This window comes from Citrobacter sp. MGH104, assembly GCF_001034485.1.
Classification (GTDB): Bacteria; Pseudomonadota; Gammaproteobacteria; order Enterobacterales; family Enterobacteriaceae; genus Citrobacter; species Citrobacter freundii.
In genome coordinates this window covers 720,477-745,601 of record NZ_KQ089818.1, presented here as the reverse complement: position 1 = coordinate 745,601, position 25,125 = coordinate 720,477, and the positions used below count along the sequence as shown (strand labels likewise).

The 25,125-nt window shown below is 51.1% G+C and carries 26 protein-coding genes; 14 read left to right on the top strand and 12 right to left on the bottom strand.

Going from position 1 to position 25,125, the window contains the following annotated elements; genetic code table 11:
• Nucleotides 1-6: 6 nt before the first annotated feature.
• A complete protein-coding gene (gene serB, locus SK34_RS03560; protein ID WP_003840106.1) occupies nt 7-894 on the bottom strand; it encodes a phosphoserine phosphatase SerB in 888 nt (295 codons plus the stop codon).
• A gap of 216 nt (nt 895-1,110) precedes the next feature.
• Here serB and SK34_RS03555 point away from each other — a divergent pair, with 216 nt between their 5' ends.
• Together SK34_RS03555 and SK34_RS03550 are read left to right on the top strand one after the other, a co-directional pair.
• Entirely contained in the window at nt 1,111-2,481 is a 1,371-nt protein-coding gene (locus SK34_RS03555; RefSeq protein ID WP_071681415.1) for an L-serine ammonia-lyase, read from the top strand.
• On the top strand, nt 2,471-2,860 hold the full coding sequence (locus SK34_RS03550; RefSeq protein ID WP_003840109.1) for a helix-turn-helix domain-containing protein: 390 nt from the start codon (nt 2,471-2,473) through the stop codon (nt 2,858-2,860). The genes SK34_RS03555 and SK34_RS03550 overlap by 11 nt, the downstream gene beginning before the upstream one ends.
• Here SK34_RS03550 and fghA read toward each other — a convergent pair whose 3' ends face one another.
• A complete protein-coding gene (gene fghA, locus SK34_RS03545; protein WP_048232384.1) occupies nt 2,861-3,697 on the bottom strand; it encodes an S-formylglutathione hydrolase in 837 nt (278 codons plus the stop codon). It lies immediately after the preceding gene.
• Between the two features lie 322 nt (nt 3,698-4,019).
• On the opposite strand from fghA, the gene folE reads away from it, so the two are divergent.
• The 6 genes from folE to mglC all read left to right on the top strand — a co-directional run bounded on the left by folE (nt 4,020) and on the right by mglC (nt 10,939).
• Nucleotides 4,020-4,688 carry a GTP cyclohydrolase I FolE gene (gene folE, locus SK34_RS03540; RefSeq protein ID WP_003027410.1) on the top strand — a complete coding sequence of 223 codons (669 nt, stop codon included), beginning with the start codon at nt 4,020-4,022 and terminating at the stop codon, nt 4,686-4,688.
• A 14-nt stretch (nt 4,689-4,702) separates the two neighbouring features.
• Complete coding sequence (gene yeiB / locus SK34_RS03535; RefSeq protein WP_032936667.1) at nt 4,703-5,860, top strand: DUF418 domain-containing protein YeiB; 1,158 nt, start codon at nt 4,703-4,705, stop codon at nt 5,858-5,860.
• Nucleotides 5,861-6,004: 144 nt separating this feature from the next.
• Entirely contained in the window at nt 6,005-7,030 is a 1,026-nt protein-coding gene (gene galS, locus SK34_RS03530) for an HTH-type transcriptional regulator GalS (RefSeq protein ID WP_003027402.1), read from the top strand.
• 292 nt (nt 7,031-7,322) lie between these two features.
• On the top strand, nt 7,323-8,321 hold the full coding sequence (mglB, locus tag SK34_RS03525; protein ID WP_044711411.1) for a galactose/glucose ABC transporter substrate-binding protein MglB: 999 nt from the start codon (nt 7,323-7,325) through the stop codon (nt 8,319-8,321).
• A 71-nt stretch (nt 8,322-8,392) separates the two neighbouring features.
• Entirely contained in the window at nt 8,393-9,913 is a 1,521-nt protein-coding gene (gene mglA / locus SK34_RS03520; protein ID WP_003027396.1) for a galactose/methyl galactoside ABC transporter ATP-binding protein MglA, read from the top strand.
• Nucleotides 9,914-9,928: 15 nt separating this feature from the next.
• Nucleotides 9,929-10,939 (top strand): galactose/methyl galactoside ABC transporter permease MglC, encoded by a 1,011-nt coding sequence (mglC, locus tag SK34_RS03515; RefSeq protein WP_003027393.1) that lies wholly within the window; start codon nt 9,929-9,931, stop codon nt 10,937-10,939.
• A gap of 57 nt (nt 10,940-10,996) precedes the next feature.
• Here the strand turns inward: mglC and preA are convergent, their stop codons facing one another.
• From preA to SK34_RS03475, 8 genes are all read right to left on the bottom strand, one after another.
• Nucleotides 10,997-12,232 carry an NAD-dependent dihydropyrimidine dehydrogenase subunit PreA gene (gene preA / locus SK34_RS03510; protein ID WP_003845190.1) on the bottom strand — a complete coding sequence of 412 codons (1,236 nt, stop codon included), beginning with the start codon at nt 12,230-12,232 and terminating at the stop codon, nt 10,997-10,999.
• Nucleotides 12,226-13,467: an NAD(P)-dependent oxidoreductase gene (locus tag SK34_RS03505; RefSeq protein WP_046670069.1), complete on the bottom strand. Its 1,242-nt coding sequence runs from the start codon at nt 13,465-13,467 to the stop codon at nt 12,226-12,228. Before SK34_RS03505 ends, preA begins: the two co-directional genes overlap by 7 nt.
• Before the next feature lie 233 nt (nt 13,468-13,700).
• Nucleotides 13,701-13,940 carry a DUF2542 family protein gene (locus SK34_RS03500; protein WP_003027385.1) on the bottom strand — a complete coding sequence of 80 codons (240 nt, stop codon included), beginning with the start codon at nt 13,938-13,940 and terminating at the stop codon, nt 13,701-13,703.
• Between the two features lie 2 nt (nt 13,941-13,942).
• Nucleotides 13,943-14,662 carry an outer membrane permeability protein SanA gene (sanA, locus tag SK34_RS03495; RefSeq protein WP_003027383.1) on the bottom strand — a complete coding sequence of 240 codons (720 nt, stop codon included), beginning with the start codon at nt 14,660-14,662 and terminating at the stop codon, nt 13,943-13,945.
• Between the two features lie 134 nt (nt 14,663-14,796).
• Nucleotides 14,797-15,681 carry a cytidine deaminase gene (cdd, locus tag SK34_RS03490; protein WP_003027381.1) on the bottom strand — a complete coding sequence of 295 codons (885 nt, stop codon included), beginning with the start codon at nt 15,679-15,681 and terminating at the stop codon, nt 14,797-14,799.
• Between the two features lie 148 nt (nt 15,682-15,829).
• Nucleotides 15,830-16,525, bottom strand: a complete 696-nt coding sequence (locus tag SK34_RS03485; protein WP_003027380.1) for a CidB/LrgB family autolysis modulator — start codon at nt 16,523-16,525, stop codon at nt 15,830-15,832.
• Entirely contained in the window at nt 16,522-16,920 is a 399-nt protein-coding gene (locus SK34_RS03480; protein ID WP_003027379.1) for a CidA/LrgA family protein, read from the bottom strand. The genes SK34_RS03485 and SK34_RS03480 overlap by 4 nt, the downstream gene beginning before the upstream one ends.
• Before the next feature lie 131 nt (nt 16,921-17,051).
• Nucleotides 17,052-17,960, bottom strand: a complete 909-nt coding sequence (locus SK34_RS03475) for a LysR substrate-binding domain-containing protein (RefSeq protein ID WP_003840122.1) — start codon at nt 17,958-17,960, stop codon at nt 17,052-17,054.
• Between the two features lie 126 nt (nt 17,961-18,086).
• Here SK34_RS03475 and mhbT point away from each other — a divergent pair, with 126 nt between their 5' ends.
• The 6 genes from mhbT to dusC all read left to right on the top strand — a co-directional run bounded on the left by mhbT (nt 18,087) and on the right by dusC (nt 24,072).
• Nucleotides 18,087-19,445 carry a 3-hydroxybenzoate transporter MhbT gene (mhbT, locus tag SK34_RS03470; protein ID WP_048232382.1) on the top strand — a complete coding sequence of 453 codons (1,359 nt, stop codon included), beginning with the start codon at nt 18,087-18,089 and terminating at the stop codon, nt 19,443-19,445.
• An 11-nt stretch (nt 19,446-19,456) separates the two neighbouring features.
• On the top strand, nt 19,457-20,494 hold the full coding sequence (gene gtdA, locus SK34_RS03465; RefSeq protein WP_003027376.1) for a gentisate 1,2-dioxygenase: 1,038 nt from the start codon (nt 19,457-19,459) through the stop codon (nt 20,492-20,494).
• A 15-nt stretch (nt 20,495-20,509) separates the two neighbouring features.
• Nucleotides 20,510-21,211, top strand: coding sequence for a fumarylacetoacetate hydrolase family protein (locus SK34_RS03460; RefSeq protein WP_048232381.1), 702 nt, complete (start codon nt 20,510-20,512; stop codon nt 21,209-21,211).
• A gap of 8 nt (nt 21,212-21,219) precedes the next feature.
• Complete coding sequence (gene maiA, locus SK34_RS03455; RefSeq protein ID WP_048232379.1) at nt 21,220-21,864, top strand: maleylacetoacetate isomerase; 645 nt, start codon at nt 21,220-21,222, stop codon at nt 21,862-21,864.
• A gap of 14 nt (nt 21,865-21,878) precedes the next feature.
• Nucleotides 21,879-23,072 carry a 3-hydroxybenzoate 6-monooxygenase gene (locus SK34_RS03450; RefSeq protein WP_003845202.1) on the top strand — a complete coding sequence of 398 codons (1,194 nt, stop codon included), beginning with the start codon at nt 21,879-21,881 and terminating at the stop codon, nt 23,070-23,072.
• 61 nt (nt 23,073-23,133) lie between these two features.
• Nucleotides 23,134-24,072, top strand: coding sequence for a tRNA dihydrouridine(16) synthase DusC (gene dusC / locus SK34_RS03445; protein WP_048232377.1), 939 nt, complete (start codon nt 23,134-23,136; stop codon nt 24,070-24,072).
• Between the two features lie 68 nt (nt 24,073-24,140).
• Here the strand turns inward: dusC and yohP are convergent, their stop codons facing one another.
• Entirely contained in the window at nt 24,141-24,224 is an 84-nt protein-coding gene (yohP, locus tag SK34_RS25160) for a small membrane protein YohP (protein WP_015572324.1), read from the bottom strand.
• A 70-nt stretch (nt 24,225-24,294) separates the two neighbouring features.
• Complete coding sequence (locus SK34_RS03440; protein ID WP_048232376.1) at nt 24,295-25,029, bottom strand: class I SAM-dependent methyltransferase; 735 nt, start codon at nt 25,027-25,029, stop codon at nt 24,295-24,297.
• Between the last annotated feature and the right edge of the window lie 96 nt (nt 25,030-25,125).

Sequence of the window (25,125 nt, the reverse complement as noted above, 5' to 3'; positions counted from 1 at the left end):
GTGGGGTTATAATCCATTTTCGATAAAGAACAAAAGCGACTCGAATCCGTGAAAATTAATCTGATTGTTAATTAAATTTCTGACCGCGGGTTTTGCTCGCCAGGCAATACCAGTGCCAGCATACGTGAGCATGGGAATATCGTTGGCGCCATCACCGCAGGCGATAATATTATGCTGAGGCATCTGCAGAGAGTCGGCAAGCATGGCCAATGTTTTTTGCTTATTTTCTGCATTCATGATTGGCGCGGAAATATTATCTGTCAGCATACCATTCCTGACTTCAACGGTATTTGAAAATATATAGTCCAGCTGATATTTCTGTTGTAAGCGGTGGGTGAAAATATCCAGTCCGCCGGAAATGATCGCTGTTTTAAATCCTTTTTGCTTGAGGAATGGCAAAATGGTGGTGATGCCGGGAGAGGCCGTCATCCGATCGCATACGGCATTAATGACATGGATGTGTGTCCCTTTTAACATTCCGATGCGCCGGGTGAAACTGTTATTGAAATCCAGTTTTCCTTCCATCGCTTGCTGCGTCAGTTTCGTTATCTGATCGGTGATGCCTAGCGCGCGGGCAATCTCATCCACACCTTCTTCCTCGATAAACGTCGAGTCCATGTCAAAGGCGATGATCCCGTTCATCGGGATGATTTGCGGTTTTAGGAAAAAATCAAATTGCTGAGTGAACGATGTAGCCCTTAGTTTCTTGTATATGTCATCGGTGAATATTTCATCGGGTATTGATAATTTTAAATACGGTTTATTGAATGCGGCTATAGATAATTGTTCCAGTGCGCACGGATATTGTTTGGTCTCGGTATTTAGAAATGTATTGTGCAGCCATGCCTGAAGTTTTTCAGGATCTTTTGCACTAATAAAATAAATAATTGCCATTATGTCACTCCTGTAAATTAAGGTTATTGTAATAGTAGAGGGTGACGATTGAATCCTGCTTTATCACAGATGTGAATGTTAAAAAAAAGATAAAATAGTATTGTTTTTTATACCAATAAATAAACAAAGTCTGAAAGGTATCATTTTTGATATACACGTCACGGTCTGTTGCTACTGGCGGTATATTCTATTTTGACTAACAGGGATGGGTCTAAAATGGAAAGTTGTATTGATATTTTTAAAGTCGTCATTGGGCCTTCCAGTTCAAGAACAGTAGGGCCAATGCGTGCCGCGTTTAACTTCATTTCACAATTAAAGCTACAGGAGATCTTACCGCTAACGCGAGAAATCGAGGTTGAGCTATACGGCGCGCTCTCATTAAGCCGCAAGTGTCATAACGTTGATATCGCTCTTTATCTGGGGCTGTTGGGCAATCAGCCGGATGATGTTGATTTACGCCAGCAGATGGATCTCATTAAACGTGCTGAACAGGACGGCACCCTGACGCTTTCTCCTTCAGTTACCGTGACGGTCGCGATTAAGCCGAATCAACAACCGCATTCTGGCCATCCCTATGCGATGACGTTTCGCGCCAGGGATGATTATTTTACGTTGTATGAAGAAACATGGTTTTCAACCGGCGCCGGCCAGGTTCGCAAACCCGGCGAGCCGGCGCCCGAGAGAGCCGCGCAAAAAAACGCATTTCCTTTTGCGTTTCAAAATGCCGCGCAGCTGCAGGAACTGTGTCAGCGTAATGGACTATCCGTTGCGGCATTAATGATGAAAAATGAATTACAGGTGCATTCCCAGGCGGCGTTGCATGACTATTTCGCGTACGTTTGGGCGATAATGCAGCAGGCCGTCCATCGTGGTCTGCATACTGAAGGCCTACTGCCAGGCTCGTATCAGGTGCCGCGCAGGGCCTGCTCGCTCTATAAATTACTGGCAATGAAACCCTCTGCTAACGACTTTCTCACCAACCTCAACTGGGTGAATGCGTTTGCGATTGCCGTCAGCGAGGAAAACGCCGCTGGAGGGCGAGTGGTGACCGCGCCGACCAATGGTGCGAGCGGTATCATCCCTGCGGTCCTCAGTTGGTACGATAAGTTTGTCTGTAAGTTGGATAGCGCATCGGTTATCCGCTTTTTCCTCACCGCTGGCGCCATCGCGCTACTGTTCAAACAAAACGCGTCTATTTTAGGTTCTGAGGTTGGGTGTCAGGGAGAGATCGGCGTGGCCAGTTCGATGGCCGCAGCCGGATTAGCGGAACTGATGGGGGCGTCAGTTGCTCAGGTGCTGAATGCCGCAGAAATCACCATGGAGCACCATCTCGGACTGACCTGCGATCCGGTTGGCGGGCAGGTACAAATTCCCTGCGTCGAACGAAACGCGATTTCGTCCGTAAAAGCGATTAACGCCGCAACGATGGCGATGAGCCGTGTCAGCGAGCCATGCGTTTCGCTCGATGAGGTGATTGCCGCCATGTATGAAACGGGTAAAGACATGAGCGCGAAGTACCGTGAGACGTATCACGGCTGCCTTGGGAAAATTCAGCCCAAAAATCGGGGAGGGCGGCATGAAATATAACACCATGAATAATGATGAAATCATCTTGTCATTATGCGCTCGTATCAGAGAAACGCGGATTTCTCTGGCGCTAACGCAGCAGCAACTTGCTGACCGCGCACAGGTCGGCATTGCGACCATTAAACGCATTGAGAAAGGCGGCGGCCTCAATCTGGACACGCTTATCTCCCTGTTGCGTGCACTGAATAAGTTGCATCACCTGGATGCAATCTTATTCGAGTCTGAAGTGCGTAATTTTAACGAAGGTTATGAAGGCGGTGAGAGCGTGGGGCGATTACAGGTACGCCAACAGGCGGCCGATCTAAATCGTAAAGCGTCCGCGCCGCAGTCAGAAGAGATGAGCTACAGCGCGGCAATAGAAAATACCCTTTACTGGTGATCACTTCAGCAAATACTGGGCATGAAAGCGCAGGTGATCCTCAATAAACGACGCAATAAAGTAATAGCTGTGGTCGTAACCTGGCTGGATACGCAGTGTCATTGGCCATGCGGTTTGACGGGCTATTTCGGCCAGCACTGCGGGCTGCAACTGATCGGCAAGAAACTGATCGCTGTCTCCTTGATCAATTAGCGTCGGAATCGCGTCTGCGGGCTTGCTGGCCAGCATTAATTCGCAGCTGTCCCACTCAGCCCATTGTGTTTTATCTTCACCCAGATAAGCGCTAAAAGCCTTTTCGCCCCACGGAACGCGACAAGGGTTTACGATCGGCGCAAAGGCTGAAACGCTGGTGTATCTCCCGGGATTTTTCAGCGCCATAATCAATGCGCCGTGACCCCCCATAGAGTGCCCGCTGATCGCGCAGCGATCGCTGACGTTAAACTGAGACTGAATCAGTGCCGGAAGCTCATCACGCAGATAGTCATACATACAAAAATGCGTTGCCCATGGCTGCTGAGTGGCATTGAGGTAAAATCCCGCGCCCTGGCCTAAATCGTAACCATCATCGTTGGCAACCTGCTCGCCGCGCGGGCTGGTGTCTGGCATCACCAGAACAATACCGAGCTCAGCCGCGATGCGCTGTGCGCCGGCTTTGGTGGTGAAGTTTTCATCATTGCAGGTCAGGCCCGACAGCCAGTACAGCACCGGAGGCGGGGCGTTATCGCGGGGTGGTGGAAGAAAAATACTGAAGGTCATGGCGCAATTTAACGTGGTGGAGTCGTGACGCCAGCGTTGCTGCCAGCCTTCAAAACAGCGGTGCTCTTCAAGCATTTCCATGCGTGGCTCCTTGTTGTGTTGAACCTGTATGTGTTTGCGAACTCACCATAATACAGATTATTCATTGCACTGTGAGTAACTTTCACTTCCGCATTGAGCAAACATACTTCATCATCTATATAACTTTACATTAACACTCAACGTCACCGGGCTGAACAGAAAGTGAAGTTGCTACAGCTGAAAGGCTGTGCCAATTTCAATAATTATCGCGGTGAATACTGGATTATGTGCGCCGCCTCACGCACAATGTTCTGGCTGTGATACAGCCTAAAAACTTTGCCCCATGCAGGGCAGAGGCGCCCCACCTGCAGGAGAAGAAGAAATGTCATCACTCAGTAAAGAAGCGGCACTGGTTCATGAAGCGCTGGTTGCGCGTGGTCTCGAAACCCCGCTGCGCCCGCCCGTGCAAGAGATGGATAACGAAACACGCAAACGTCTTATCTCTGGCCATATGACCGAGATTATGCAATTGCTCAATCTCGATTTGAGCGATGACAGTCTGATGGAAACTCCGCATCGCATTGCGAAAATGTATGTCGATGAGATTTTCTCCGGCCTCGATTACGCCAACTTCCCGAAAATCACCGTCATTGAAAATAAAATGAAGGTGGACGAGATGGTCACGGTCCGCGATATTACGCTGACCAGCACCTGCGAACACCACTTTGTCACTATCGATGGCAAAGCGACGGTGGCGTATATTCCGAAAGATTCGGTTATTGGTCTGTCGAAGATTAACCGCATTGTGCAGTTCTTCGCCCAGCGCCCACAGGTACAGGAACGCCTGACCCAGCAAATTCTCACCGCGCTGCAAACGCTGCTCGGGACGAATAATGTGGCGGTGTCGATTGATGCGGTGCATTACTGTGTGAAAGCGCGCGGCATTCGTGATGCGACCAGTGCGACCACCACCACTTCTCTTGGTGGATTGTTTAAGTCCAGCCAGAACACGCGTCAGGAATTCCTGCGCGCAGTACGTCATCACAACTGATTAGGGCAGGAACCATGGAGCGTAATGTCACGCTGGATTTTATTCGTGGCGTCGCCATTCTTGGTATCCTGCTTCTCAATATTAGCGCCTTTGGCTTGCCAAAGGCGGCATACCTCAATCCTGCCTGGTATGGCGACATCACCTTATCCGATGCCTGGACCTGGGCGCTGCTCGATCTCTTTGCGCAGGTAAAATTCCTCACGCTGTTTGCGCTGCTGTTCGGTGCCGGTCTGCAAATGCTGCTCCCACGCGGTAAACGCTGGATCCAGTCACGGCTTACGCTGCTGGTGTTATTGGGTTTTATTCACGGTTTACTCTTCTGGGATGGCGATATCCTGCTGGCATATGGCTTGATCGGCCTGATTTGCTGGCGGCTGATCCGGGATGCGCCGTCGGTAAAAAGCTTATTTAACACTGGTGTGCTGCTGTATCTGGTGGGCGTTGGCGTACTGCTGCTGTTGGGTGTGATCTCCGGGAGCGAAACCAGCCGCGCCTGGACGCCGGATGCTTCAGCGTTGCTGTATGAAAAATACTGGAAAGTGAACGGCGGAATGGAAGCAATCAGCAATCGCGTGGATATGATGTCCAATAGCTTGCTGGCGTTGGGTGCTCAGTACGGCTGGCAACTGGCGGGGATGATGCTGCTCGGCGCGGCATTAATGCGCAGCGGTTGGCTAAAAGGGCAGTACAGTTTGCAGCACTATCGACGTACCGGCGTGCTGCTGGTCATTATTGGGATGGCGATAAACCTGCCTGCTATCATCGCTCAGTGGAATCTGGACTGGGCCTACCGCTGGTGTGCTTTCCTGTTACAAGCCCCGCGAGAGCTGGGAGCGCCGATGCAGACCATTGGTTACACCGCGCTGATGTACGGTTTCTGGCCGCAGCTTAGCCGTTTAAAATGGGTCATTGCCGTCGCCTGTGTGGGGCGCATGGCATTAACCAACTATCTGTTACAAACCTTAATCTGTACCACGCTGTTCTATCAATTCGGCTTATTTATGAAATTCGACCGGCTGGAGCTGCTGTATTTCGTCATCCCGGTCTGGGTCATTAACTTACTTTTCTCCGTGATATGGCTACGTTATTACCGCCAGGGCCCGGTGGAATGGCTGTGGCGTCAATTAACCCTGCGTGCTGCAGGGACATCATTACCGCGAACATCCAGATAACGATCTGGATCACATTCATTAACAAAATGGATGTAAGCGCTTTCATTCCTGTGACATCACTCACGCAGTCCGTTTCATTGTGCTGACAAAATACCCAGCCTGGGGTGTCTGCGGGCAGCCGCAATCTAAAACAGGGCAGTGAATATGGTAACCATTCGTGATGTGGCACGGCAGTCTGGCGTTTCTGTAGCGACCGTTTCCCGCGTACTGAACAACAGTGCGCTGGTTAGTCCCGATACGCGTGAAGCGGTAATGAAAGCAGTCACTCAGCTTGGCTATCGACCTAATGCCAACGCACAAGCGCTGGCGACGCAGGTAAGCGATACGATTGGTGTTGTCGTCATGGATGTATCAGATGCGTTTTTTGGCGCGCTGGTAAAAGCCGTGGATATGGTTGCCCAGCAGCATCAGAAGTATGTCCTGATTGGCAACAGCTACCATGAGGCGGAAAAAGAACGTCATGCCATTGAGGTGTTGATTCGCCAACGCTGTAACGCATTGATTGTACACTCTAAAGCACTGAGCGATCGGGAACTGGCCGAGTTTATGGATCAAATCCCCGGCATGGTGCTGATCAATCGCCTGGTACCGGGTTACGCCCACCGTTGCGTCTGCCTGGATAACATCAGCGGCGCTAAAATGGCGACCCGTATGTTGCTGAATAATGGTCATCAACGCATCGGTTATCTGGCATCAAGCCATCGCATTGAAGATGACACCATGCGCAAAGAAGGGTGGTTAACTGCTCTGAAAGAGCAGGGGATTGTTGCGGCAGAAAGTTGGGTCGGCACCGGTTCGCCCGATATGCAGGGCGGCGAGTCTGCGATGGTGGAACTGCTGGGGCGCAATTTACAACTGACGGCAGTCTTCGCTTATAACGACAATATGGCCGCTGGCGCGCTGACAGCGCTAAAAGATAACGGTATCGCTATTCCATTACACCTTTCAATCATTGGCTTCGATGATATTCCCATCGCGCGTTACACCGATCCGCAGCTAACCACCGTGCGCTATCCCATTGCCTCTATGGCAAAAATGGCGACGGAGCTTGCACTACAGGGGGCGGCTGGCACGCTGGATCCGCAGGCGACGCATTGCTTTATGCCGACGCTGGTACGTCGCCATTCAGTGGCGCTGCGGCAGAATGCGGCACCGATCACTAACTTATAACGCAGCGCGATGTAACCGCTTTCAATATGTGAGTAAATTCACAGTATATTAACAATGCGATAGCTATGATGACACTGTTTGTTGCGCTGTAACTACTATGTAACGGTGAATAATCACTTTCATCGAGGTATAGCTGCCTTAAACGATAATTAAAGCCTGTTTTGGGAGCGTTGCCAGACACGGAAGAAATATTTTTAAAAGTGAGCTTCGGCGTTCAGTAACACTTCAGTAACGTTCTGCCTGCCGAGCATTTATCTCAAGTACTACCCTGCATAATAAAACCGGAGATACCATGAATAAGAAGGTGTTGACCCTGTCTGCTGTAATGGCAAGCATGTTATTCGGCGCGGCTGCGCACGCTGCTGATACCCGTATTGGTGTGACTATCTATAAGTATGACGATAACTTTATGTCAGTGGTACGTAAGGCTATTGAAAAAGATGCCAAAGCGGCGCCAGATGTACAACTGCTGATGAACGACTCGCAGAACGACCAGTCCAAACAAAACGATCAGATCGACGTGCTGCTGGCAAAAGGCGTTAAAGCACTGGCGATTAACCTGGTTGACCCGGCAGCTGCAGGCACGGTCATTGAAAAAGCACGCGGACAGAACGTACCGATCGTGTTCTTCAACAAAGAACCTTCTCGCAAGGCGCTGGACAGCTATGACAAAGCGTATTACGTCGGTACTGACTCTAAAGAATCCGGTATTATTCAGGGTGATTTGATTGCTAAACACTGGGCAGCTAACCCGAACTGGGACCTGAACAAAGACGGCAAAATTCAGTTTGTTCTGCTGAAAGGCGAACCGGGACACCCGGATGCTGAAGCACGTACTACTTACGTGATTAAAGAGCTGAACGACAAAGGCATTAAAACTGAGCAACTGCAGTTAGATACTGCAATGTGGGATACCGCTCAGGCGAAAGATAAGATGGATGCGTGGATGTCCGGTCCGAACGCGAACAAAATCGAAGTCGTTATCGCCAACAACGATGCTATGGCAATGGGCGCAGTTGAAGCGCTGAAGGCACACAATAAAACCAGCGTACCGGTATTTGGCGTGGATGCCCTGCCTGAAGCACTGGCGCTGGTGAAATCTGGCGCTATGGCCGGTACCGTGCTGAACGATGCTAATAACCAGGCGAAAGCCACCTTTGATCTGGCGAAAAACCTGGCTGATGGCAAAGCTGCGGCAGATGGCACTAACTGGAAAATTGAGAACAAGATTGTTCGCGTTCCGTACGTAGGTGTCGATAAAGATAATCTGGCCGAGTTCACCAATAAGTAAATACTCCGTCTGTGGGCGCAATTTCATTGCGCCCTTAATAACGCACTCTGCAAGGCCAACAAGGTATAATTATGGTCAGCACACATACTCAGTCGTCAGGCGAATACTTGTTGGAAATGACCGGCATCAACAAGTCCTTCCCCGGCGTTAAGGCGCTTGATAATGTCAATTTAAAAGTCCGCCCGCATTCTATTCACGCCTTAATGGGGGAGAATGGCGCGGGGAAATCAACATTATTGAAATGTCTTTTCGGCATCTATCAAAAAGATTCCGGCAGTATTTTATTTCAGGGTAAAGAAATCGATTTTCATTCTGCTAAGGAAGCGCTTGAGAATGGTATTTCGATGGTACACCAGGAATTAAACCTGGTATTACAACGCTCTGTGATGGACAACATGTGGCTGGGACGCTATCCCACCAAAGGCATGTTTGTCGATCAGGAAAAAATGTACCGCGATACCAAAGCGATATTTGATGAACTGGATATTGATATCGATCCGCGTGCGCGCGTCGGCACATTATCCGTTTCACAAATGCAGATGATTGAAATTGCGAAGGCGTTCTCCTATGACGCCAAAATCGTCATCATGGATGAACCAACTTCATCGTTAACCGAGAAAGAAGTTAATCATCTGTTCACTATCATCCGTAAGCTGAAAGAGCGTGGATGCGGTATTGTTTATATTTCTCACAAAATGGAAGAAATTTTCCAGCTGTGTGATGAAATTACCGTTCTACGCGACGGCCAGTGGATTGCGACCCAGCCGCTGGAAGGGCTGGATATGGATAAGATCATCGCCATGATGGTAGGGCGTTCACTGAACCAACGTTTTCCGGATAAAGAAAACAAACCTGGTGAAGTCATTCTGCAAGTGCGTAACCTGACCTCGCTGCGTCAGCCGTCGATTCGTGATATCTCGTTTGATTTACACAAAGGGGAAATTCTCGGGATTGCCGGTCTGGTCGGCGCAAAACGCACGGATATTGTTGAAACGCTTTTTGGTATTCGTGAGAAATCATCGGGTACGATTACGCTACATGGCAAAAAGATTAATAACCACAGTGCAAATGAAGCCATCAACCATGGTTTTGCGCTGGTCACGGAAGAGCGCCGCTCAACCGGTATTTATGCGTATCTGGACATTGGTTTTAACTCGTTAATTTCTAATATCCAAAATTACAAAAACAAAGTCGGGCTGTTGGATAATTCCCGCATGAAGAGTGACACCCAGTGGGTAATTGACTCCATGAGGGTGAAAACACCGGGCCATCGTACGCAAATTGGTTCACTTTCTGGCGGTAATCAGCAAAAGGTGGTTATTGGTCGTTGGTTATTAACGCAGCCAGAAATTCTGATGCTGGATGAACCGACGCGTGGAATCGATGTTGGCGCGAAATTTGAAATTTACCAGTTAATTGCCGAACTCGCGAAAAAGGATAAGGGGATTATTATTATTTCCTCTGAAATGCCGGAGCTGCTGGGTATTACCGATCGTATTCTGGTGATGAGCAATGGTCTCGTTGCCGGAATTGTTGACACTAAAACAACAACGCAAAACGAAATCCTCCGTCTTGCGTCTTTGCACCTTTAAGATTAGGGGCTCCTCATGAGTGCGTTAAATAAGAAAAGTTTTCTTACTTACCTGAAAGAAGGCGGAATTTACGTTGTTCTTTTGGTTTTGCTGGCGATTATTATTTTCCAGGATCCCACTTTCTTAAGCTTACTGAACCTGAGTAATATTCTCACGCAATCCTCGGTGCGTATTATTATCGCATTGGGTGTGGCTGGACTGATTGTTACCCAAGGGACCGACCTGTCGGCGGGGCGTCAGGTTGGCCTGGCGGCAGTGGTGGCAGCGACTTTGTTGCAGTCGATGGAGAATGCCAACAAGGTGTTCCCGGAAATGGCGACGATGCCGATAATTGTAGTGGTGCTGATTGTCTGCGTGATTGGTGCCATTATCGGTCTGGTGAACGGTATTATCATTGCTTACCTGAACGTGACGCCGTTTATTACCACCCTGGGTACGATGATTATCGTTTACGGGATCAACTCCCTGTACTACGACTTCGTCGGCGCATCGCCAATCTCTGGCTTTGACAGCGGATTTTCAACCTTTGCACAGGGCTTTATTGCACTGGGCAGTTTCCGACTCTCCTACATCACCTTCTACGCGCTGATTGCCGTGGCCTTTGTGTGGGTGCTGTGGAACAAGACCCGCTTCGGTAAAAACATTTTCGCCATCGGCGGAAACCCGGAAGCAGCGAAAGTGTCTGGGGTAAACGTTGCGCTGAACCTGTTGATTATCTATGCGTTGTCTGGCGTGTTCTATGCCTTCGGTGGTTTGCTGGAAGCCGGGCGTATCGGCTCGGCGACCAACAACCTCGGCTTTATGTATGAGCTGGATGCGATTGCGGCGTGCGTGGTTGGTGGCGTGTCGTTCAGCGGCGGGGTAGGTACCGTGTTTGGCGTGGTGACCGGTGTGATTATCTTCACCGTCATCAACTACGGTCTGACCTATATCGGCGTAAACCCTTACTGGCAGTATATTATCAAGGGCGGCATTATCATCTTCGCGGTCGCGCTGGACTCACTGAAGTACGCGCGTAAGAAGTAATCGTACAACGTAAAAAGCCCGGTGCAGCGCAACCTGCACCGGGCTTTTTTATCTGCGTTACAACGTTAACGCATGTTCTTTCTCTCCGGGTTTAAATTTCACCTCGCCCAGATCAATACAGGCTACCGGGCAAACGTGACCGCACAATAAACATCCCACACATTTTTCCGTATTGCAGTGCGGTGTACGTGTTTCCTCATTCCATTCCATCGCCTGATGCCCGCCGTCATAGCAGGAGATGTAGCAACGACCACAGCCGACGCATTTATCAAGATGGATGTTCGGATAGACAATGTAGCTACGGTCAAGCTCCTCGGCGGGGATGATATTGGCATTGGCCAGACCCACCATCTCCTCCAGTGAGTCAAGCCCTTGATCGGCGAGGTAATGTGACAGCCCGCTGATCATGTCCTCCACAATCCGATATCCATACTGCATGATCCCGGTGGTCACCTGCAGCGTGGCAGCGCCTAACAGTAAAAACTCGGCGGCATCTTCCCAGGTCTCAATTCCTCCAATGCCGCTAATCGGAAAATCCCGCAGTTCAGGGTGCATGCGTAGTTGTTGGATAAATCTCAAAGCAATAGGTTTAACGGCCTTGCCGGAGTAGCCGGAAATACTGGATTTACCGTTGACGACCGGCATCCCGATTTTCCTGTTCAGGTCGATATTAGTGATGGATTTAACCGTATTGATGGTCGCGATGCCGTCGGCTCCTCCGCGTTTTGCCGCCAGCGCCACCTCACACATATCACCAATATTTGGTGTCATTTTAGCCAGCATTGGCAGGGGCGAACCGCGTTTAACCGCCCGACAGTATTTTTCAACCAACTCAGGGCTTTGTCCTACATCGCTGCCCATAGCATGCGAGGTCATTTGCGGGCAGGAGAAGTTACACTCGATCATATCTGCACCCGCTTCTTCAACCAGGCGGGCCAGTTCCTGCCATTGCTGCTCATTTTCCCCCATGATCGACGCAATCAGGACCTTATCCGGGTAGTCTTGTTTCAGTCGCCGAATAGCAGCCAGATTCTCCTCCAGCGGATGCTCGGCAATTTGCTCCATGTTTTTGAAGCCAATAAAGCCGGTATCTTCTTTGCTGAGATGGTCAAAACGTGGGGAGACTTCATTCGCAATAAAGAAACCGATCGTTTTAAAAACAATGCCGCCCCAACCGCTATCATAGGCTTTGGCGCACATTTCATAGCAGTTGCCCACCGGAGAGGAAGAGAGGCAGAACGGGTTGGGAAATTTGACGCCGCAAAAGGTAATAGAAAGATCTTTCGTTAACATGAGCAAGCTCCCTCTAAATAGTGATGAATGGCCTGAGCGGCTTCTTTTCCGGTTTTCACGGCGTAAACGACCGTTTTATCGCCTTCAACAATATCGCCTGCAGCAAACAGAACCGGATCGGCAGTTTGGTAGTTTTGCGTATTGATTAGATTGCGCTGTGGCTTTAACGTGGCGAAATTATCAAGCTGAGCGTGTTGACCAACGGCAAGAATAATGTGCTCGGCTTCTAGCATGAGTTCGCCTGGCAGGCGTACGTGCTTAAAGGTAACTTGATTTCCGCTTACCGCCACGGGCGTGAAACCGTCAATAATCGACACGCCTAATGCCTGGGTGCTGCTGAATTCTTTATCGCTGGCCGGAAAATCAGCCAGTTCTTCACGCGCGACACAGGTGACTGACGGGCAGCCCAGCAGTTTCAACGTACTGGCGACATCCATCGCCACGTCGCCACCGCCGATGATCAATGCACTTTTGGCGACGGTAATATCTCCGATTGATTGCCGGGCTCTTTGCAGAAAATCGACGGCAATTTCAACGTGATTCGCTTTCTCAAAAAGAGGCAATGTTGAGCCGTAAGACATACCTGGGGTAACCAGTACGGCGCGATATTCTGCTTTGAGTTGCTCAACGGAAAGGGCATTGCCGACTTCACAATTGCACTTGATGGTCACGCCCATTTCAACGATACGGGCAATTTCATGATCCAAAACCGAATGCGGCAAACGAAACTCTGGGATGCCATAGCGCAACCAGCCGCCTGGCTGAGCCTGTTTTTCGAAGATGGTTACGTCATAACCAAGATTGCTCAGCGTTACGCTGGCCTGTAATCCTGCAGGACCTGCACCGATAATGGCGACCTTGCCCAGCGTTTTTGTTGTCGGTTGATAGATTTTCATCGCGGTCTGCTGTTCAAAATCGGTAATAAAGCGCTGCAGACGCGCAATATCGATAGGTTTATCAATTCCTGAACGCGTACACCCGCGCTGGCATAATTTTTCGGTTGGGCAAACTCGAGCGCACACCGCACCGAGCGCATTATTTTCGCGGATAGTTTCGGCTGCGCCTTTAAAATTACGGAAATAAATGGAGCGAATAAATTTCCCCGGGTCGGTTTGCGCCGGGCAATCCTGACTACAGGGGGCATCGTGACATAATAAACAGCGGGAAGCCTCTTTTATTGCTAATAATGGGGTAAAAGCAGGTGTGAGCTCATCCAGATAATTTTGTTGTGGCATATTTTCTTCCTTAATGCTTGAGTAAATTAAGGCAAACCGTTAATAACAAAATATAAAAAGTGAAAGGCTATTCTTAAGGCTAAGCACTGCAGGAAGAGTATTCTGTGAAAGGATTCACAAATAGAAGAGAGTTTGAGGGAAATGCTGACGGGCAGCATTAATCCCTTATCTTGAAATGGTAACTATTATCAAAATATTAGCTATTCTCAAACGCTAATATAAAGGCAAATGCGTTATCGATAAAAAACTAAGTAAATAACCATACCGAAGGATAAGCACCCGCATCCAGCATAAACCAGTACGTAAGACCAAAATTGCAGTGGCTCTTGATTGCGATAAGCGAAAACCGGTTCACGCGCATTCTTTTTAATTTTATCTACGGCTCCCGAGCGCCAGCCTTTCCAGGCTTCACGAAAACAAAACACGGGAATGAGCAGAAAGGCCAACACGACGAAAAGGGTTTGTACATCCATGCTTATTTTCCTTGTTTCTTTTGTAATTCGAGCAGTTGTTCAGGCGTGACTGCCGGATATCCCTGTGCATCGTCCGGTACCTGATGCATGGTAGGGATAGGGACCAGTGGGCCTAAAAAGCGGGGTTCACGTTTAAAAATGTAGAGATCGGCAAGTGCGCCAAAACGGGCGCCAAATTCACGTACCCGCACGGTGAGCATATCTTTTGGCGAAGGTACGGCGTAGCACTGGGCCTGGATACCCATATGGAGCGCAATAAACAAGGCACGTTCACAGTGGAATCGCTGGGTAATAATGATGAAATCGTTGGTATCGAACACCTTACGGGTGCGCACGATGGAGTCGAGCGTTCGGAACCCGGCGTAATCAAGCACGATGTCAGCGGGATCGACGCCTGCGGCAATCAGATCTTTACGCATCGTCATGGGTTCGTTGTAGCTTTGCTGCGCGTTGTCGCCGCTTAACAGCAGATAGTTTACCTTCCCGCTGTTATAGGCGTTCAATGCGCCCTGAATGCGGTAGCGGTAATACTGATTGATGACGCCGGTGCGGTAATACTTCGCCGTGCCCAGAACCACACCTACCTGGCGGTAGGGTAAATCCTGCAGTTCGTCGTAAATGTAGGGAGCAGTCTTCCAGCTCATCCACCGATCGAGTCCAAGCACAGTCAAAAGCAGCAAGCCTAGCAGGACTAACAGGCTGTAAAACACGCGCTTTAACATGCAGAAAACTCGTTATTTGGATGGAATTTCAATCAGGCTACTTTACCCGAAGACGTAGCGCAAGAAACAGCAATCTGATTGAGGGGATTTTAGTCACTGTTGCCCGATGGCGTTACGCCATCGGGCAACACGACTTAGTCGAGTAGCACGCGCTCTATATTGTCGCAACCCAGTGCTTTCAGCGTGGCAGATGTCGCATCCCACTGAATTAACGGCGCATCGGCTTTTTCAGCCAGCACGGCGCGTTGGATATCTGGATAATCATAACCGTTCAGATTCAACAGGTTCAACGCGCCTTGCAGTGGTGGCAGGGTTGGGTTAAAAGCAGCATTTTCAGCATAGCTGCCGCTAAAAATACGACCATCTTTACACTCCAGCGCCACGCCGCTTGGGGATTTGCTGTACGGCATATGACATCTGTTGGCAGCGGTGATTGCTGCCTGGGTCAACGCATCGCCCTGCAGTGCGAAGCCGTGATCCTGATCGTCCATCAGCAGCGTTTTAATCTCCAGATCTTTCGGGCCGAAGGCATCTGGCAGATAATCGCGCAGCACGTGTGGCGCACGTCCCGGCAGATGAATACGTAAATCCAGTCCGCTGTTTAGTTCGTTCATAAACTGGCGACAGTGGCCGCACGGCGTGTAGTTGACGGTGATGGCGGCGAGCCCTTTTTCACCGCGCAGCCAGGCGTGGCTGATAGCGCTTTGCTCGGCATGAACAGTTTGCTGCATGGTCGCGCCCAGGAACTCCATGTTCCCACCGAAGTACCAGTTGCCGCTGATGCCGCGAGAAATAGCCCCAACGTTGAAATTGGACAGTGGAGTACGCGCGCAGGCCGCAGCCAGCGGCAGCAGAGCGAATGCCAGCGCGTCTTCGTCCAGTCCCGATTCGCGTTTCAGCAAAGAGACCTGCTCAGCAGTCAGCATGGCGGGGAAATGCGCATCCGCCAGAACAGGGGCCAGGGCTGATTGCAAGTTATCCGCGAGTTGGGCAAAAGCAGTTTGAAAACGTGGATGCATGGCGATGCCTCATAACAATGTAATGGAATCGTAGTTTACGGGCCTGTTATGGCTTTATATGTGATCCAAATCCCATTGTGTATGCAACTTATGAAACTTAAATGAAAAATGTGCAACGCATCGCAAATAAATAACTAAAAAATGAAGGTTAACCCACCACCGCCAGAATAATCGGGAACAGGAATGGGGCAACCAACGAGGTGATAATGCCGCAAATAACCAGTGCCAGAGAGCTAAACGCGCCTTCCTGGTAGTCCAGTTCTGCACAGCGTGCGGTACCCAGGGCGTGCGACGCGGTGCCCATTGCCAGCCCCCGAGCGGCCTTGGTGCGAATACGCATCGCATTAAGCAACGTATGACCAAATACTGCCCCGAGGATACCGACAAAAATAACGCATACGGCGCTGATAGCCGGAATACCGCCAATACTGCCTCCCACGGCCATAGCGATAGGCGTGGTGACCGATTTTGGCATGATAGACGCGGCAATTTGCGGTGATGCGCCCATCAACAAAGCGATTGTCGTACCTGTTACCATCGCCACAACGCTCCCGGCAAAACAGATAGCAATGATTGATTTCCAGCGGGCGCGAATTTGGTGCAACTGTTCGTATAACGGATAGGCCAGCGCGACCACCGCAGGTTGCAGTAAATCGTTCAGTACTTCGCTGCCTTTGAAATAGTGATCGTAGGGAATGCCGGTCAGCAGCAGAATGGGAATAATCACCACCATGGCAACCAGCAGCGGGTTCAATAGCGGCATTTTAAATCGTGCAGCCAGCTTACGTGCGCCAAAAAATACCGCCAGCGTAAGAGGTAACGACCACCAGATATACGACATCATTCTTTTGACCCTTTTTGCCCAACGATTTTGCGTTCACCGTGCACAATGTGCGAGCTCCAACTCACCACCAGGAAAACGACCAGCGTACTGATGGTACAGGACACCACTACCGGACCAAATTGTGCGCGGAGCAGGTCAAAGTACTGCATGATCCCCACACCAATCGGGACAAACAGCAGGGCCATATAACGAATCAGCACGTAGCAGCCAGGGTTAACCCATTTTGCCGGTAACACCTGCAAAGCCAGTAAGACAAACAGAATCAGCATGCCGATAATGCTGCCCGGAATGGTGATAGGAAGTAGCGACGCAAGAAAAATACCTGCGTAGAGGCAGGCATAAATCAGGACGAATGCGCGCAAATATTGCCAGATAACGTTCAGTGCTTTGCTCATAGTTGAAACCCTTGACGAGACTGATTCATCATACAATTAAACTTAAAAACGTGCTACCGATCACATCATGAATTCTAAGCATAGAGGAAATAGATATCTGGAACATCGGGCGATGGCCCTAACTCTCCGCGCTAAGCCTGTGCCAGATAATACAAAAAACGATTCAGGGCTGTAGTAGGTGTTTCGTTGTTGCGCCAGAATACGCCGACGCTGCCTTTTTGTTCAATCTTCGGCAGATTCAGAATAGCCAGCTGCCCCTGGGCGGCATACCGTTGTGCCAGACGCAAAGAAAGAATAGAGATCATATCGCTACTTTGCAGCAGGTTGGTACTGACGTTGATCGACGCCGATTCAATGATGTTTTCCGGCAACATGACGCCGTTATCAACCAGCGCGTTATCAATGCTTATCCGGATAGGGGTTCCTGTTGGCCAGACAATCCAACGCCAGTTCGCCAGATCGTGCCAGGTGAGCAAGGGATATTTTGCCAAGGGATGATCGGGACGGGCGACGAAACAGACCGGCTCGGTATACAGCACCTGGTAATTGAGCGGCAACTGAAGCGCCCGGCCACCGACGCGACCGACGACGACATCCACCGAACCCGCGAGCAGATCGTGCAGCAGCGGGGTCATCACTTTCTCTTCGATATTAAGGTTCAGGGTTGGCAACTCTTTGAGCAAACCCAGTATTGCCAGTGAAACGCAGTCGGTCGCCACGGGTGAGCAGCCAATCTTCAGACTTCCCACCAGGCCGCCTTGCTTAAAACGGGCGATTTCATATTGCGAACGTTCCATATCATTGAGCAGGCGTTGGGCATGCTGCAGTAGCAGTTTGCCGCCTTCGGAAGGACGCAAGCCTTTGCTATGACGTTCAAAGAGGGTGATGCCAATCTCATCTTCGAGCTGTGATAACCATTTTGACAACGCTGGCTGGGTGATATTCATCATCCGTGCGACGTGAGTCAGATTTCCCTGTTCGCCCAGCGCGATAAGCGTTTGCAGGTGTTGCAACTTAAGTTTCTGCGCCCAGTTTGCCATTTGCTATAACCTCCAGGTTATGCCTCTGCATGAAAAGCCATTGTACATTTCATCTCCAAACATACAAAGTCGCAACATACCTAAAACAAAACAGACATCTACTCTACCTGCACTGAGGCATTCACTATGACTCATCAACGTGATCTACAAGCACTGATCGATTCCGCTCCCGTCGGTAAGACCCAGTGGCGCGTTATCATTTGCTGTTTTCTGGTCGTCATGCTCGACGGATTTGATACCGCAGCTATTGGCTTTATCGCTCCCGACATTCGTACTCACTGGCAGCTGACTGCCGGCGATCTGGCGCCGTTGTTTGGCGCAGGCCTGTTGGGGCTAACCGCTGGCGCATTGCTCTGCGGCCCATTGTCTGACCGTTTTGGCCGCAAACGGGTGATTGAACTCTGCGTGGCGCTGTTCGGCGCCCTGAGCCTGATTTCGGCTTTTTCTCCCGATCTACAAACGTTGGTTATTTTGCGCTTTCTTACCGGGTTAGGTCTGGGCGGCGCGATGCCAAATACCATCACCATGACGTCAGAGTACCTGCCAGCGCGGCGGCGTGGCGCGCTGGTGACCATGATGTTTTGTGGATTTACCCTGGGGTCGGCGATGGGTGGAATTGTGAGCGCGCAACTGGTGCCGGTCATTGGCTGGCACGGCATTCTGGTGCTGGGAGGCGTTCTACCACTCATGCTGTTTGTGGCTCTGCTGTTTGCGCTTCCAGAATCCCCGCGCTGGCAGGTTCGTCGCCAACTGCCGCAAAACGTGATTGCCAGAACCGTTAGCGCCATCACCCGGGAACGTTATGACACTACCCATTTTTATCTCAACGAGGGCACCGCGATTGCTAAAGGAAGCATTCGCCAGCTGTTCGTCGGGCGACAGCTGCCTATTACCCTGATGCTATGGGTAGTGTTTTTTATGAGCTTGCTGATTATTTATCTGCTCTCCAGTTGGATGCCAACGCTGTTAAACCATCGTGGAATTGATCTGCAGCATGCCTCATGGGTAACTGCCGCCTTCCAGATTGGAGGAACGCTGGGGGCGCTGGCGCTGGGCATGCTGATGGATAAATACAATCCTTTCCGCGTGCTGGCCGTGAGTTATGCACTGGGCGCAGTGTGCATCGTCATGATTGGCCTGAGCGAGAACGGTCTGTGGTTGATGGCTCTGGCTATTTTTGGCACCGGCATTGGTATCAGCGGTTCTCAGGTTGGTCTAAATGCGTTAACCGCCACGCTATATCCGACACAAAGCCGGGCGACGGGCGTCAGCTGGTCTAATGCGGTGGGGCGCTGCGGCGCGATTGTCGGCTCGCTTTCTGGCGGCGTGATGATGGCGATGAATTTCTCATTCGATAACCTGTTTTTCATTATTGCCGTCCCGGCGGCCATCAGCGCGGTGATGCTTACGCTGCTGACGGTTGTTATCCGCCAGTCGGCCTCTGCCTCAAATACTCTGCCTCGCGCAGGTGTTGTGAATGAATAAGGAGAATCCCTATGTCTGAACTGAATCAGGATGTTAAGAACAGCCGTCAGCAGTTTTACCAGCATATTTCCGGGCAGAATCTGACCCCTCTGTGGGAGTCGCTGCACCGCCTGGTGCCGCCAACACCGAACGCACATTGCGCGCCTGCGTACTGGAACTATCAGGAGATCCGCCCTCTGCTGTTAGAAAGTGGCGATCTGATTGGCGCGAAAGAGGCGATTCGCCGCGTGCTGGTGCTGGAAAACCCAATGTTGCGCGGACAGTCTTCAATCACCCCAACGCTGTACGCAGGATTGCAGTTAATTATGCCGGGCGAGGTTGCGCCGAGTCACCGCCACAACCAGTCTGCGCTGCGCTTTATTGTCGAAGGGAAAGGGGCATTTACCGCTGTGGATGGCGAGCGCACCCAGATGCATGAAGGCGATTTTATTCTGACGCCGCAGTGGCGCTGGCACGATCACGGCAACCCGGGCAGTGAACCGGTGGTGTGGCTGGACGGTCTGGATCTGCCGCTGGTGAACCTGCTGGGCTGCGGCTTTGCGGAAGACTACCCGGAAGATCAGCAGCCGGTCACGCGCCAGGAAGGGGATTACTTACCGCGCTACGCGGCCAATATGCTGCCGCTGCGCCATCAGAAGGGTAACTCATCGCCGATTTTTAACTATCGCTACGATCGCAGCCGTGAAGCGCTACATGACCTGACCCGTATGGGCGACGCCGATGAGTGGGACGGTTACAAGATGCGTTACGTAAACCCGGTAACCGGCGGTTATCCCATGCCTTCGATGGGAACCTTCCTGCAACTGTTGCCGCAGGGCTTTTCCTCACGAATGGCGCGTACCACTGACAGCACTATCTATCACGTGGTGGAAGGAAGTGGGCAGGTCACCATCGGTAACGAGATCTTCAACTTTTCGCCAAAAGATATTTTTGTGGTGCCGACCTGGCACGGCGTGTCGTTCCAGACCCACGAAGATACCGTCTTATTCAGTTTTTCGGACAGACCGGTTCAGGAAGCACTGGGGCTGTTCCGTGAAGCACGCTATTAATTTGGGAGAGAAAAAATGATGCAATATGTATTCGAACCACAAGCGCCTGTTACCGTTCCGGTGGTTGGCAGCGATGAACAATTTCCCGTACGCCGCGTTTATTGTGTGGGCCGTAACTATGCCGCTCATGCGCGTGAAATGGGCTTTGATCCGGATCGCGAACCCCCGTTCTTCTTCTGTAAACCTGCTGATGCGGTAGTCCCGGTGGCAGCTGGTCAGATCCTTGAACTGCCGTACCCATCGCAGACCGATAACTATCACTATGAGATAGAGCTGGTGGTGGCGATAGGTAAAAAGGGCAGTGATATTCCGCTGGAAAAAGCGCACGAATATATCTGGGGCTATGCCACCGGTCTGGATATGACCCGCCGTGACCGGCAGATGGAGATGCGTCAGATGGGGCGTCCGTGGGAAATCGGCAAAGCGTTTGATCTCTCCGCGCCCATCGCGCCGTTGCATAAAGCCAGCGAAAGTGTGGATGTTAACCATGCGCCAATCTGGTTGCAGGTCAACGGCGACGATCACCAGCGTAGCGATATTCGCCACCTCATCTGGTCTGTGAATGAAACCATCAGCTATCTGTCAGGCTTTTTCGAACTGCAGCCAGGCGATCTGATCTACACCGGTACACCCGAAGGCGTAGGGGCGGTAGTGAAAGGGGATGTGATTACCGGAAACGTAGACGGTTTAACCCCCATCGCCGTGAAGATTGTCTGAGGTGGATAATGAAGCTGTACAGTTTCTTTAATAGCTCCGCGTCATATCGTGTACGCATTGCGCTGGCGCTGAAGGGGCTCGATTACCAGACGGTGGGCGTCAATATTCGCATTGGTCAGCAGAACGAACTGGCATACCGGCGGATGAACCCGTTGGGGCTGGTGCCAACGCTGGTCACCGATGATGGCGAATCGCTCGGACAGTCTCTGGCGATAACCGACTGGCTGGATGGCCACTTTCCGCAGTCGCCGCTGCTGCCTGCTGACTTCCCGACGCGCAGTAAGGTGCTGGAAATTGTTTATGCCATCGCCTGTGATATCCACCCCGTGAATAACATGCGGGTGCTGCGCTACCTGAGCGAAGAGTTAAAGGTCAGTGAAGAAGATAAAAAACGCTGGTATGCGCACTGGATCCAGCAAGGGTTAAGCGCGGTGGAACAAATGCTGCGCCAGAGCCACTCGGAGACGTTTTGCGTGGGGGACGCACCGACGCTGGCGGATTGCTGTCTGATCCCGCAGTGGGCAAATGCGTTGCGGATGGGTTGCGATCTGAGCGGATATCCGCGCTGTCAGGCGGTATATGATGCCTGTACCCAACTTCCGGCGTTTATCGCCGCCGCGCCCGAGAATCAACAAGACAAAATTCCAGCCTGATAAGGAGAACGACAATGGCTAAAGTGACACGCGCAATTATCGTGGGTGGCGGGATTGGCGGCGCGGCGACCGCGCTATCGCTGGCCCGTCAGGGCATTAAAGTGATGTTGCTGGAGAAAGCGCACGAGATTGGTGAAATTGGCGCAGGTATTCAGCTCGGGCCGAATGCATTCTCTGCTCTGGACAGCCTTGGTGTGGGGGAAGTTGCCCGTCAACGCGCCGTTTTTACCGACCACATCACGATGATGGATGCGGTAAATGCGAAAGAGGTAGTACGGATTGAAACCGGGCAGGCGTTCCGCGATCACTTTGGCGGTCCTTATGCGGTTATCCATCGAGTTGATATTCACGCCAGCGTTTGGGAAGCGGCGCTGGTGAATCCTAACGTTGAGTATCGCACTTCAACTAATGTGGTTGATATTCGCCAGACAGAGAATGACGTGACGGTATTTGACGAGCACGGCAACAGCTGGACGGCGGATATTCTGGTGGGCTGTGACGGTGTAAAATCGGTTGTTCGTCAGTCTCTGATTGGCGATGCTCCACGGGTTACCGGGCACGTGGTCTATCGCGCCGTGATTGATTGCGATGATATGCCGGAAGATTTGCGCATTAACGCGCCGGTATTGTGGGCCGGACCGCACTGTCATCTGGTGCACTATCCACTGCGCGGCGGCAAACAGTACAACCTGGTGGTGACCTTCCACAGTCGTCAGCAGGAGGAGTGGGGGGTGAAGGATGGTAGCAAAGAGGAAGTGCTCTCCTATTTTGCGGGTATTCATCCACGCCCCCGTCAGATGCTGGATAAACCGACGTCATGGCGGCGCTGGTCAACCGCCGATCGTGAGCCGGTAGAGAAATGGGGAACCGACCGCATCACGCTGGTGGGAGATGCCGCGCACCCGGTGGCGCAATATATGGCGCAAGGAGCCTGTATGGCGCTGGAAGATGCTGTCACGCTAGGTAAAGCGTTACAGCAGTGTGACGGCGATGCGGCTGATGCCTTTGCGCTGTATGAGTCGGTGCGTATTCCGCGTACCGCACGCATCGTCTGGTCAACGCGAGAAATGGGACGCGTCTACCATGCCGCAGGTGTCGAGCGTCAGGTGCGTAATCTGTTGTGGAAAGACAAATCGCAGGCGGAATTTTATCGCGGTATGGAATGGTTATACGGCTGGAAAGAAGATAACTGCCTGCTGCCACGCTGAGCCTCTTTAATCTCCCGAACGGAGGCGCTACCATAGCGCCTCTTTTTTTGCGGGTGACGATATGCGTGTTTTACTGGCGCCGATGGAAGGCGTGCTCGATTCACTGGTGCGCGAGCTGCTGACTGAAGTGAATGATTACGATCTGTGCATCACCGAGTTTGTGCGCGTGGTGGATCAGCTCCTGCCGGCAAAAGTATTTCATCGACTCTGCCCGGAACTGCATAACAACAGCCGGACGCCATCCGGCACGTTGGTTCGCATTCAGCTGTTAGGACAGTATCCACAGTGGCTGGCGGAGAATGCCGCGCGCGCGGTAGAACTGGGATCGTACGGTGTCGATCTGAACTGTGGTTGTCCGTCGAAGCTGGTGAACGGCAGCGGCGGTGGCGCAACGTTACTGAAAGATCCTGAGCTTATCTACCGGGGCGCAAAAGCTATGCGCGAGGCGGTCCCGGCTCATCTCCCGGTGACGGTGAAAGTGCGTCTGGGCTGGGATAACAGCGATCGGCAGTTTGAAATTGCCGATGCCGTGCAGCAGGCTGGCGCCAGCGAACTGGCGGTGCATGGTCGAACCAAGGAACAGGGCTATAAGGCAGAACATATTAACTGGCAGGCGATTGGCGAGATTCGCCAGCGACTGACTATTCCGGTTATCGCGAATGGCGAAATCTGGGACTGGCAGAGCGCCCAGGATTGTATGGCCATCAGCGGATGCGATGCGGTGATGATCGGACGTGGCGCATTAAATATTCCAAACCTGAGCCGCGTGGTGAAATACAACGAGCCGCGTATGCCGTGGCCTGATGTCGTGACGCTGTTGCAAAAATATACCCGTCTTGAAAAGCAGGGGGACACCGGGCTGTATCATGTAGCGCGGATTAAGCAGTGGTTAGGGTATCTGCGAAAAGAATATTCAGAGGCAACCGCGCTGTTTCAGGAAATTCGTGCGTTAAACAGTTCGCCGGATATCGCGCGTGCGATTCAGGCTATTACCCTTTGAACACAGCTGATGCGCCAGACCGGATTAAATGCTAATGCCTTATCCGGACTGGCTGATAGGCAGCAATATCAAAAAATCATCTTAAACACGCCTGTTACCACCAACAGTCCAATCAGAAAAATAATCAGAATAACCCACAGCAGAATTTTCATTAACTTTCCTTTTTTTGGTAAGTTCAGATTGAGTATAGGAAAGTATTAATCATTCTGCCTGGAGGCGCTGTTATGCTGGTTTACGTGCGCTGAGCAGAAACACCATCGGCCGCTCTTTTTCTTCATCTAACGCTGGGTTTTCAGCAATCTGTTGCGCGGAAGGTCCCCATTCATCGACACAAACGATGTCGAATCCGGCCCCAATCAGCGCATTAATCCAGGTCGCCAGCTTACGATGCTGTTTTTTGACGCCCTCAGCAAACCAGTTACTGATGCGCTCACCTTCCTGCTGATAATGATTAATCGGCCAGGAGAGTTGCCCGGTTTTATCTTTGATCCAGCCCTGGTTAAGCGGTGCGGTATAAATTGGATGCTCAGCAGAGAAAACCAACATACCTCCCGGTGTTAATGACTGGTAAATGGTTACGAATAATCGTTCTATATCGTGCAAATAGTGCAGGGCAAGCGAGCTATAAACCAGATCAAAGGAATTTGGGGGCAAGGTAAGCGTTTCGAGATCTTCACGCTGATAAACGATGCCATTACCCTGCGTCATATTGTGCGCCTGAGTTAACATTTTTTGTGAAATATCCAGTCCAACTACACTGGCAGCCTGATTATCGCGTGCGTAGCGGCAAAACCAGCCATATCCACAGCCCAAATCAAGAATGTTTTTGCCTTGAAGAGAGGGGAGCATCGCTTGTATTGTCGGCCATTCTGGCGCGCCGTCGAGCCCCTTTACTGAACGATCCAGCGTGGCATATCCGGCAAAGAACTCAGGATCGTCATAGATATTCTGTGACATAAAATCTCCATCTATTAATTATTAAAACTATTTAACCTATATTATTCGCGAGGTGTATATTTTTCTGATTTTATACTTTTATTGCCAAAGATGTAT

Excerpts from the sequence above, each read along its gene's own strand:
- serB (WP_003840106.1), bottom strand. The coding sequence starts at position 894 with ATGGCAATTATTTATTTTATTAGTGCAAAAGATCCTGAAAAACTTCAG.
- SK34_RS03555 (WP_071681415.1), top strand. The coding sequence starts at position 1,111 with ATGGAAAGTTGTATTGATATTTTTAAAGTCGTCATTGGGCCTTCCAGT.
- SK34_RS03550 (WP_003840109.1), top strand. The coding sequence starts at position 2,471 with ATGAAATATAACACCATGAATAATGATGAAATCATCTTGTCATTATGC.
- fghA (WP_048232384.1), bottom strand. The coding sequence starts at position 3,697 with ATGGAAATGCTTGAAGAGCACCGCTGTTTTGAAGGCTGGCAGCAACGC.
- folE (WP_003027410.1), top strand. The coding sequence starts at position 4,020 with ATGTCATCACTCAGTAAAGAAGCGGCACTGGTTCATGAAGCGCTGGTT.
- yeiB (WP_032936667.1), top strand. The coding sequence starts at position 4,703 with ATGGAGCGTAATGTCACGCTGGATTTTATTCGTGGCGTCGCCATTCTT.
- galS (WP_003027402.1), top strand. The coding sequence starts at position 6,005 with ATGGTAACCATTCGTGATGTGGCACGGCAGTCTGGCGTTTCTGTAGCG.
- mglB (WP_044711411.1), top strand. The coding sequence starts at position 7,323 with ATGAATAAGAAGGTGTTGACCCTGTCTGCTGTAATGGCAAGCATGTTA.
- mglA (WP_003027396.1), top strand. The coding sequence starts at position 8,393 with ATGGTCAGCACACATACTCAGTCGTCAGGCGAATACTTGTTGGAAATG.
- mglC (WP_003027393.1), top strand. The coding sequence starts at position 9,929 with ATGAGTGCGTTAAATAAGAAAAGTTTTCTTACTTACCTGAAAGAAGGC.
- preA (WP_003845190.1), bottom strand. The coding sequence starts at position 12,232 with ATGTTAACGAAAGATCTTTCTATTACCTTTTGCGGCGTCAAATTTCCC.
- SK34_RS03505 (WP_046670069.1), bottom strand. The coding sequence starts at position 13,467 with ATGCCACAACAAAATTATCTGGATGAGCTCACACCTGCTTTTACCCCA.
- SK34_RS03500 (WP_003027385.1), bottom strand. The coding sequence starts at position 13,940 with ATGGATGTACAAACCCTTTTCGTCGTGTTGGCCTTTCTGCTCATTCCC.
- sanA (WP_003027383.1), bottom strand. The coding sequence starts at position 14,662 with ATGTTAAAGCGCGTGTTTTACAGCCTGTTAGTCCTGCTAGGCTTGCTG.
- cdd (WP_003027381.1), bottom strand. The coding sequence starts at position 15,681 with ATGCATCCACGTTTTCAAACTGCTTTTGCCCAACTCGCGGATAACTTG.
- SK34_RS03485 (WP_003027380.1), bottom strand. The coding sequence starts at position 16,525 with ATGATGTCGTATATCTGGTGGTCGTTACCTCTTACGCTGGCGGTATTT.
- SK34_RS03480 (WP_003027379.1), bottom strand. The coding sequence starts at position 16,920 with ATGAGCAAAGCACTGAACGTTATCTGGCAATATTTGCGCGCATTCGTC.
- SK34_RS03475 (WP_003840122.1), bottom strand. The coding sequence starts at position 17,960 with ATGGCAAACTGGGCGCAGAAACTTAAGTTGCAACACCTGCAAACGCTT.
- mhbT (WP_048232382.1), top strand. The coding sequence starts at position 18,087 with ATGACTCATCAACGTGATCTACAAGCACTGATCGATTCCGCTCCCGTC.
- gtdA (WP_003027376.1), top strand. The coding sequence starts at position 19,457 with ATGTCTGAACTGAATCAGGATGTTAAGAACAGCCGTCAGCAGTTTTAC.
- SK34_RS03460 (WP_048232381.1), top strand. The coding sequence starts at position 20,510 with ATGATGCAATATGTATTCGAACCACAAGCGCCTGTTACCGTTCCGGTG.
- maiA (WP_048232379.1), top strand. The coding sequence starts at position 21,220 with ATGAAGCTGTACAGTTTCTTTAATAGCTCCGCGTCATATCGTGTACGC.
- SK34_RS03450 (WP_003845202.1), top strand. The coding sequence starts at position 21,879 with ATGGCTAAAGTGACACGCGCAATTATCGTGGGTGGCGGGATTGGCGGC.
- dusC (WP_048232377.1), top strand. The coding sequence starts at position 23,134 with ATGCGTGTTTTACTGGCGCCGATGGAAGGCGTGCTCGATTCACTGGTG.
- yohP (WP_015572324.1), bottom strand. The coding sequence starts at position 24,224 with ATGAAAATTCTGCTGTGGGTTATTCTGATTATTTTTCTGATTGGACTG.
- SK34_RS03440 (WP_048232376.1), bottom strand. The coding sequence starts at position 25,029 with ATGTCACAGAATATCTATGACGATCCTGAGTTCTTTGCCGGATATGCC.